Origin of the sequence: Vibrio sp. 10N.222.46.A1 (genome assembly GCF_041473595.1) — a bacterium.
GTDB lineage: Bacteria > Pseudomonadota > Gammaproteobacteria > Enterobacterales > Vibrionaceae > Vibrio > Vibrio tasmaniensis_A.
The window spans coordinates 1-656 of the sequence record NZ_JBFRSN010000536.1 but is presented as its reverse complement, the minus strand read 5'-3'; the positions used below and the strand labels follow the sequence as shown (position 1 = coordinate 656).

At 42.7% G+C, this 656-nt stretch carries 1 pseudogene; it reads left to right on the top strand.

The features are described 5' to 3' along the window. A pseudogene (locus AB4496_RS15350) lies at positions 1 to 498 on the top strand (TonB-dependent siderophore receptor); the annotation flags it as partial. Between the last annotated feature and the right edge of the window lie 158 nt (positions 499 to 656).

Here is a 656-nt window from a genome sequence, read left to right as displayed (position 1 = left end):
GTGAAGTACAACAGAAAGACATTGCTGATTGAAAACATCAATGACAAAAAGCGAGTGTACGGGCTAGAGGCGATGGCTTCTTACTGGGTACATGACAACATTCAACTGGGCGCTTCTGGTCACTACGTCACCTCTGAAGTGAAAGGTAACGACGGTTGGAAAGATGTATCTGCAGGAAGTGCAAGTACTTCTAAAGCAAGTGCTTGGGCAGGTTGGTATGACACAGACCTATCTGTAAAAGTACAAAGCCAAACTATGTTTGATTACGAAGACGACAAAAACAAACTTGATGGCTACACCGTGTTTGATCTAGTGAGTACGTATCAGCTTCCTGTCGGTAGTCTAGGTTTTGGTATTCAAAACTTACTGAACAAAGACTACACCACTGTTTGGGGTCAACGTGCTCAAATCCTTTACTCGTCTCATTACGACTCAGCAGCGTATGACTACAAAGGCCGCGGCCGTACTTACACTCTGAACTACCAAGTTAAGTACTAATTAATCGGTCTGCATAAGCTGAATTAGTCGCTTACTCTAAAGTGTGGGATAGCTAAAAGACAAAAAGGGTTGGCAAACATGCCAACCCTTTTCAATTGAGGGTTCATTCCGAACTCCCCTATGTTTAACTCTACTTATGCTTAAGCTGTCTTTTCTTT